The sequence below is a fragment of the Streptomyces sp. PU-14G genome (genome assembly GCF_041028275.1).
Classification (GTDB): Bacteria; Actinomycetota; Actinomycetes; order Streptomycetales; family Streptomycetaceae; genus Streptomyces.
This window is the reverse complement of sequence record NZ_JASKYT010000370.1, coordinates 1-7663: the sequence shown is the minus strand read 5'-3', so window position 1 is coordinate 7663 and position 7663 is coordinate 1. Positions and strand designations below refer to the sequence as shown.

The window sequence follows — 7663 nt, the reverse complement described above, 5'->3', positions numbered from 1 at the left end:
GTGCGGGTGTGACACGGGGGCACCGGACGCGCGGGCGCGGCGCGCGCGAGGCCGGCGGCCCTGAGCGGCTCGGCGGGGCGAGCTGGGCGGCGCTCGGCGAGGGGATGGACGGAACGCTGCTACGGCCAGGGGACCGGGACTTCACCGCCGCCCGCAAGCTGTGCAACCCCCGCTTCGACGCGGTCCGCCCGGCCGCCGTGGCCTACTGCGCGGGCCCGGGCGACGTCGCCGAGTGCCTGGCGTTCGCCCGGCGGTACGGGATACCGGTGGCCGTGCGCAGCGGTGGGCACTCGTCCGCGGGCTGGTCCACGGGCCCGGGCAGGCTCGTCGTCGACGTGCAGCAGATGGCGGCCGTCAGCGCGTCGGGGCGCAGCGCCACGGTCGGGGCGGGGGCCAAACTCCTCGACGTGCACGCCGAGTTGGCCTCGCACAAGCGGACCATACCGGCCGCGGCGGCGCCCACGGTGGGGATCTCGGGGCTGGCGCTGGGCGGCGGGATCGGGGTCGTGGCCCGCGCCTACGGGCTGACGTGCGACAGCCTCACCGGGGCGACGCTCGTCACGGCCGACGGGCGGGAGCGCCGGGTGGCCGAGGACAGCGACGCCGACCTGTTCTGGGCGCTGCGCGGCGCGGGGAACGGCAACTTCGGGGTCGTCACCTCCCTGGAGTTCCGCACCCATGTGGCGCCCGCCTGCCTGACGTTCTTTCTGACGTGGCCGTGGGAGCACGCGGCCGGCGTGGTGCGCGAGTGGCAGCGGTGGGCGCCCGTGGCGCCGGAGGAGATCTGGGCGAACCTGCACCTGTCGGCCCCGGCCGGCGGCCGTCCCGGCAGCGTACGGGTCTTCGGTCTGTCACTCGGGGCCCGCCGCGAGTTGGAGAACCACCTCGACCGGCTGGTGGGCCGCGCCCGGGGAGCGTCGTGGGGGCCGCGGGCACAGGGGGTACCCGCGGACCTCTCGCTGCGGCGGCACTCGTTCCTGGACGCCGTGAAGGTGCTGGGCGGCGTCTCGGGGTGGACCCTGGCCCAGGCACACCAGCGGGGCACGCTGCCAGGCCGCACGAAGCGCGGGAGGGTTCCCCGCCAGTCGTCCGCGGTGCGCTCGGACTTCTGCACCCGCACCCTGCCGTCCGACGGCATACGCACGCTCGTGGAGCGCGTCGGACAGCTGGCCCGGCTGCGCGGCGACGGGGCGGGCAGCGTCACGCTGCACGCGCTCGGCGGCGCGGTGGAGCGGCCACGCCCGGACGCCACCGCCTTCGTGCACCGCGACGCGCGGTTTCTGGCGCGGTACGCCGCCTGCTGGCCGGACACCGCCGGAGCCGAGACGGTGGCGGGCCTCCGCGGCTGGCTGGACGCCACGCACGCGGCGATGCGGCCGTGGGCCAGTGGCTTCGCCTACCAGAACCACCCGGACCCGTCGCTGCGCGACTGGCGGCACGCCTACTACGGCAGCAACGCCGAGCGCCTGGCGAAGATCAAGACGGTGCACGACCCCGACCGGCTCTTCTCCTTACCGCAGGCGCTGTGAGCCCCGAACGCCTCGCGCCGCGCGGTTCCGTACGCTGGCGGTCACACCGTCGCCCCGCTCCCCGGCCGGGAGCGGCCTTGGACAAGGAGAAGTGCCGTGCTCGTGCTGTTGCCGCCGTCCGAAGGGAAGGCCGAGGGCGGGCGGGACCGCCCGCTGGAGTTGGCCTCGCTCTCCCTCCCCGAGCTGACGCGCGCCCGCGAGACGGTACTGGACGAGCTCGTCGCGCTGAGCCGGGCCGACGAGGAGAAGGCCCGCGAGGTGCTCGGGCTCAGCGAGGGGCTGCGCGGCGAGGTCGCCAAGAACGCCGGGCTGCGCACGGCACCGACCAGGCCCGCGGGCGAGCTGTACACCGGAGTGCTCTACGACGCGCTGGACCTGGGCGGTCTCGGCGCAGCCGCCGCGGGCCGCGCCGCGCGGTCGCTGCTGGTCTTCTCCGCGCTGTGGGGCGCTGTCGGCACCGCGGACCGCATCCCCTCCTACCGGCTCTCGGGCGGCGTGAAGCTGCCCGGCACGGGACCGCTGGGCCGCTACTGGCGGGGGCCGCTGGAGTCGGTGCTGCCGCAGGCCGCGGGCGAGGGCCTGGTGCTCGACCTGCGCTCGTCGGCGTACGCCGCGATGTGGAAGCCCAAGGGCGACACGGCGCGGCGGACGGCCAGCGTGCGGGTGGTGCAGTCGAAGACCGTGGACGGCGTGGAGAAGCGGTCGGTCGTCAGCCACTTCAACAAGGCGACGAAGGGCCGCCTGGTGCGGGCGCTGCTGGAGGAGGGCGCCGATCCGAGGACCCCCGAGGAGCTGGCGGGGACGCTGCGCGACCTGGGGTACGTGGTGGAGGGCCCGCAGGGCGAGCCCAGGCCCGGGACGGCGACGGCGCTCGACGTGGTGGTGACGGAGCTGTAGCGGACGACTTGCGTTGCAGTATGTGCAACGCCTGTTGCGCGGGGTGCGCCAGGAGGGGCAGCATACGCGTATGAGCAGCCCCGCCGCGCCCTCCGTTCTCGATCTGGCCCCCGTCATCCCCGTCGTCGTGCTGGACGACGTGGCGGACGCCGTGCCCCTCGCCCGAGCGCTCGTGGCAGGCGGGCTGCCCGCGATCGAGGTGACGCTGCGCACCACGGCGGCGCCCGAGGCGATCCGGGCGATCGCCGAGTCCGTCCCCGAAGCCGTCGTCGGCGCGGGGACCGTGCTCGGGCCCGGCAACGTGCGCGAGGCGGTGGAGGCGGGCGCCCGCTTCCTGGTCAGCCCCGGGTGGACGGACACGCTGCTGGAGGCCATGCGCGCCTCCGGAGTGCCGTTCCTGCCGGGCGTCTCGACGACCTCCGAGGTCGTCGCCCTCCTGGAGCGCGGCGTGCGGGAGATGAAGTTCTTCCCCGCCGAGGCGGCGGGCGGCACCGCCTACCTCAAGTCGCTGGCCTCACCCCTTCCCCAGGCCCGCTTCTGCCCCACGGGCGGCGTCTCGGCCGCCAACGCGGGCTCCTACCTCGCGCTGCCCAACGTCGCCTGCGTGGGCGGCACCTGGATGCTCCCGGGGGACGCTCTCGCCGCCAAGGACTGGGACCGCGTCGAGGCGCTGGCGGCACAGGCCGCGACGGCGGGCCGCTGACCCGACGCCCTCCGCCCGGCCTTCCGGCCTTCCGGCGGGGGGGGTTACCGCAGGTGTGCCGTGTCGTTCAGCAGGCGCAGCGAGGCGTTGCCGTCGGCGTAGTAGGCGACGGCCGTAAGGGAGGCGGCGGCGAGCTCCATGCGGAAGAGGGACTCCGCAGGTGCCCCGAGCGCGAGCCGGACCAGGGTCTTGACCGGGGTGACGTGGCTGACGACGAGCACGGTGCGGCCCGCGTAGCGGGCCAGGAGCTGGTCGCGGGAGCGCGCCACGCGCCGGGCCACGGCCTCGAACGACTCGCCTCCCCCGGTGGGCGAGGCGTGGGCCGAGCCCAGCCAGGCCTCCAGATCGTCGGGGTGGCGTTCGCGGACCTGGGCGAAGGTGAGGCCTTCCCAGGCGCCGAAGTCCGTCTCGCGCAGCCCGTCCTCCGTGCGGACGCTCAGTCCCAGGCGCCCGGCGACCGCCGCGGCCGTCTCCTGGCAGCGGCGCAGAGGTGAGGCGACGACGGCCTCGATGGTGCCCCGCGCGGCCAGCGCGTCGGCGACGGCGGCGGCCTGCCGCCGCCCGACCGCGGAGAGTTCGGGATCGCCGCCGCCGCTGCCGGAGAACCGTTTCTCGGGGGTGAGCACCGTCTCGCCGTGCCGCAGCAGCACGAACGTGGTGGGTGTCCCCATGTCCGGTCCCCAGCCGACGCGGACGGCGGGCGCCGTGGGCCCCGGGTCGGTCGAGCCCGCGGCGGCGGAGTCCGTCTCCGCGGAGCCCGGGCCGGTGAAGTCCGTCTCCGCGGAGGCCGGGCCGGCGGCGGCAGGCGCGGCGGTGGCCGTGTCGAGTTCCGCGGTGGAGGCGCCCGGCTGCCAGCTCTCGCCGCGCTTGCCCGCGTCCATCGCCTCGTTGGCGAGCCGGTCGGCGTGCTTGTTCTCCTCGCGGGGGATCCACTCGTAGCTCACGGCCTCCGGCGGGAAGACGGAGCCGGCCTCCAGCGCGAGCGGTCGCATGTCGGGGTGCTTGATCTTCCAGCGCCCCGACATCTGCTCGACGACGAGCTTGGAGTCCATCCGCACCAGTACCGCGGCCTGGGCGTCGAGCTCGTGGGCGGCACGCAGCCCGGCCAGCAGACCGCGGTACTCGGCGACGTTGTTGGTGGCCCTGCCGATGAACTCGGCCGTCTCGCGCAGAGTCTGCCCCGAGGCGGCGTCGCGTACGACGGCACCGTAACCGGCCGGGCCCGGGTTGCCCCGGGACCCGCCGTCGGCCTCGACGACGAACGTACGGCGGGCCTGGGCACCGCCGGTGTCCTGCCGGGGGTGCCCCCGGCTCACAGGCCGGACTCCGGGGTCCGCACCAGGATGCGGCGGCAGTTCTCGCAGCGCACCACGGCGTCGGCGGGCGCCTCCCGCACCTCGTTGAGCTCGGTGATGTTCAGCTCCAGGCGGCAGCCCTCGCAGCGGCGCTGGAAGAGCTTGGCGGCCCCGACGCCGCCCTCGCGCTCGCGGATCTTGTCGTAGAGCTTGATGAGATCGTCGGGGACGGCGGCGGCGATGGTCTCGCGCTCCTTGCGGACGCTGTCCACCTCGGAGTCGATCTCCGCGAGCGCCGCGTCACGGGCGGCGGTGACCTCCTGGACCTTGGCGCCCACCGACTCGACGCGCTCGCCCAGTTCGGCGGCGCGCTCGGCGGCGGACTCGCGGCGCTCCATCACCTCCAGCACGACGTCCTCCAGGTCGCCCTGGCGCTTGGCCAGCGAGGCGATCTCGCTCTGGAGGTTCTCCAGGTCCCTGGGGTTGGTGACGGCACCGGAGTCGAGGCGCTGCTGGTCGCGGGTGGCGCGCTGGCGGACCTGGTCGACGTCCTGCTCGGCCTTGGTCTGCTCGCGCGCGGTGTCGCTCTCCTCGGTCTGCGCGGCCACGAGCAGGTCGCGCAGCTGGGCGTGGTCGGCCTCCAGCCGCTGGATCTCCTCGTGCTCGGGCAGGGTCTTGCGCTTGTGCGCGAGCTGCGACAGGCGGATGTCGAGTGCCTGGACGTCGAGCAGGCGGATCTGATCGGCGGGCGCGGCGTTCAGTTGGGGGCTCCCGGGGTGAGGTCGTGGGCGGTCGGTGCGGTGGGGCCGGCCGTGTCCGGCGAAGTGAGCGGAGAGGACTGGGGCAGCGAGGGCGCGTGCGCGGTCCACGGGTCGGTGACGGTGCGCGAGACCTGGGTGCGCAGGTCCCAGCCCTCCCGTTCGGCGATCGCGTCGAGCTGGGCCGCGGCCTGCTCGCACCAGGGCCACTCGGTGGCGAAGTGCGCGGCGTCCAGCAGGGCGAGCGGCGAGTGCTCGCGCGCCTCGGAGGCGGGGTGGTGGCGCAGGTCGGCGGTGAGATAGGCGTCGACCCCCGCGGCGCGTACGTCCGCGAAGAGGCTGTCGCCCGAGCCGCCGCACACGGCGAGGGTCCGCACGGTCGCGGTGGGGTCGCCGGCCACCCGGATGCCCTGCGCGGTGACCGGCAGCGCGGCGGCGGCGGCCTCCAGCAGGTCGCCGAGGGCGAGCGGACGGTCGAGTGCGCAGATCCGGCCCAGCCCGCGGCGCCCTTCCGGGTCCGTGGGGTCGGGCACGAGGGGACGCAGCACGCGCAGCCCGAGCGCGGAGGCGAGCGCGTCGGAGACGCCCGGGTCTGCGGTGTCGGCGTTGGTGTGGGCGACGTGCAGGGCCACCCCGCCGCGGATCAGGGTGTGGACGACGCGGCCCTTGAACGTGTCGGCGGCGACGGTGGTCGTACCGCGCAGATAGAGGGGGTGGTGCGTGACCAGGAGTTGGGCGCCCGTGTTGACGGCCTCGTCGGCGATCTCCTGGACGGGGTCGACGGCGAACAGGACGCGGCTGACGCGGGCCTCGGGGTCGGTGACGTCGCCGCACACGGTGCCGACGGCGTCCCACTGCTCGGCGCGCTCGCGCGGCCACAGGGCGTCGAGCGCTGCGATGACTTCGAAGAGGGCGGGCTGTGCTGGCACGGGGGCAAGGCTACCTGTCCCACCTGGGGTCTCCCCCAGCCCCTGCGGCCCCCTTCTTTCCGGGCTCGCCGGGGCCGGCGGTGGTCCGCTTCTTTGCGGGCTCGCCGGCCCGGTGGTCGTCCGCACGCGCCGGGCCCGGTGGTCGTCCGCACGCGCCGGGGCCGGCGGTCGTCCGCACGCGGCGGGTCGGCCTCCGCCTGCGGGGGCGGCCCGCCGCGCACGCGGACGCCGCCGGTCCCCGGTACGGCGCGGGCCACCGTCGCGGCCGAAGACCGCTGGTCCCAGCACATCGCGGGGCGCCGTCGCAGGCGAACACCGCCCCCGGTCACCCGTACGCGTGAAGCGCCTCAGGTCCCGTCGTGCGCCCGCGACGGCGACCCCTAGTTTCGGTCACCGGAGGTGATCGAGGCATGACGGCGAGTGTCGCGATGGTCATGAACGAGAGCTTCACGGTCGCGGCGGACGGCTCGTATGCCGCCCGTCTCACCACGCGCGCCGGCACGGAGCTGTGGTATCCGGAGCGCTGGACGCTCAGCGGCCCCGAACCGTACGCGGTGCCGCTGCCCGTGAAGCAGCCCGAAGACCCCGGCAGCGGCGTACTGCCGCTCGCGGACGGGCGGGTGCTCATCGCCCGCCCGGCGCCGGGGCACCACGCACTGGCCCTGCTCTACCCCTCCGGGCCCGACACCGGCGAACTGCGCCTGGGCACCGTGGAGACGGACGAACTGCGGCTGCTGCCGCCCGCCCCCTGCGGCACCCGCGCCTACGCGCTCGCCGCCGCGGCCGGCGGCCACGCCACCGACGTGTGGCGAGTGGCGCCCGGCGCCCAGCGGACCGTCGAGCGCGTCGCCCGCATCGAGGGCCGCTGCTCGGGCGGCGCGTGGCTGGACCCGGAGGGACGCCTGCTCGCGGTCGACGCGCGGGGGCCTGAGGGCGCGGGCCCGACCAAGACGGTCGCCGTCGACCTCGGCGCGGGCGGCGCGGTCTCCCCGCTCCTCCAGATCACCGAGGACAGCAACGACCGCCTGCTGCTGGCCGACCCGGACAGCGGACTGCTGCTCGTGCGCTCCGACGCGCCCGGTGAGGAACGGCTCGGCTGGGGCGTGCTGGGCAGCCACCGTCCGGTCCGCTTCCCCGACGTGCTGCGTCCGGCCGGCACGCGGCTCACCCCGATCGCCCTGCAGCCGGGGCAGACGCTGCTGCCCGAGCGGTGCGGGGTGGCGCTGCGCGTCGACGCCGCCCAGGGCACCTGGCCCGCCGTGTGGCGTCCCGGGCTCAAGGAGTTGCGGCACGTGGCGAGCCCGCCAGGATGGCTGACGGGCAAGGGCCTGTGGACGGCCGACGGCGAGCTGCGCGTTCCCTACTCCACGGCACACAACCCGTGCGGGCTGGCACGCATGCGCGCCCCGCTCCCGGACGCCGAGGACACGGCGGCCGGTGCCGAGCGGCGCCCCTCGGGCCCTGCGCCGGGAGCCGGCGCGTCCGCGTCCGGCCAGGGCGCACCGCCGGTTCCGGCCCCGCCGACCCCCCGGCCACCGGCACAGGCGGCGCC

7 protein-coding genes are annotated in these 7663 nt (G+C 75.9%); 4 read left to right on the top strand and 3 right to left on the bottom strand.

What is annotated here, in order from left to right; all coding sequences use genetic code 11:
• The first annotated feature begins 8 nt into the window (after positions 1-8).
• From AB8Z75_RS29050 to eda, 3 genes are all read left to right on the top strand, one after another.
• Positions 9-1529, top strand: a complete 1521-nt coding sequence (locus tag AB8Z75_RS29050; RefSeq protein WP_369207138.1) for an FAD-binding oxidoreductase — start codon at positions 9-11, stop codon at positions 1527-1529.
• 96 nt (positions 1530-1625) lie between these two features.
• On the top strand, positions 1626-2426 hold the full coding sequence (gene yaaA, locus AB8Z75_RS29045; RefSeq protein ID WP_369207134.1) for a peroxide stress protein YaaA: 801 nt from the start codon (positions 1626-1628) through the stop codon (positions 2424-2426).
• A 70-nt stretch (positions 2427-2496) separates the two neighbouring features.
• Positions 2497-3129 carry a bifunctional 4-hydroxy-2-oxoglutarate aldolase/2-dehydro-3-deoxy-phosphogluconate aldolase gene (eda, locus tag AB8Z75_RS29040; RefSeq protein WP_369207132.1) on the top strand — a complete coding sequence of 211 codons (633 nt, stop codon included), beginning with the start codon at positions 2497-2499 and terminating at the stop codon, positions 3127-3129.
• A 44-nt stretch (positions 3130-3173) separates the two neighbouring features.
• Here the strand turns inward: eda and AB8Z75_RS29035 are convergent, their stop codons facing one another.
• The 3 genes from AB8Z75_RS29035 to AB8Z75_RS29025 are packed head-to-tail and all read right to left on the bottom strand — an operon-like array spanning position 3174 to position 6111.
• The gene (locus tag AB8Z75_RS29035) at positions 3174-4445 is read right to left on the bottom strand and encodes a bifunctional RNase H/acid phosphatase (protein WP_369207130.1); all 1272 of its coding nucleotides are present in this window, start codon (positions 4443-4445) and stop codon (positions 3174-3176) included.
• The gene (locus tag AB8Z75_RS29030; RefSeq protein WP_369207136.1) at positions 4442-5185 is read right to left on the bottom strand and encodes a zinc ribbon domain-containing protein; all 744 of its coding nucleotides are present in this window, start codon (positions 5183-5185) and stop codon (positions 4442-4444) included. Before AB8Z75_RS29030 ends, AB8Z75_RS29035 begins: the two co-directional genes overlap by 4 nt.
• Positions 5182-6111, bottom strand: a complete 930-nt coding sequence (locus tag AB8Z75_RS29025) for a Nif3-like dinuclear metal center hexameric protein (protein WP_369207128.1) — start codon at positions 6109-6111, stop codon at positions 5182-5184. Before AB8Z75_RS29025 ends, AB8Z75_RS29030 begins: the two co-directional genes overlap by 4 nt.
• 410 nt (positions 6112-6521) lie before the next feature.
• On the opposite strand from AB8Z75_RS29025, the gene AB8Z75_RS29020 reads away from it, so the two are divergent.
• A partial coding sequence (locus tag AB8Z75_RS29020) for a hypothetical protein (RefSeq protein WP_369207126.1) occupies positions 6522-7663 on the top strand: 1142 nt, incomplete at its 3' end.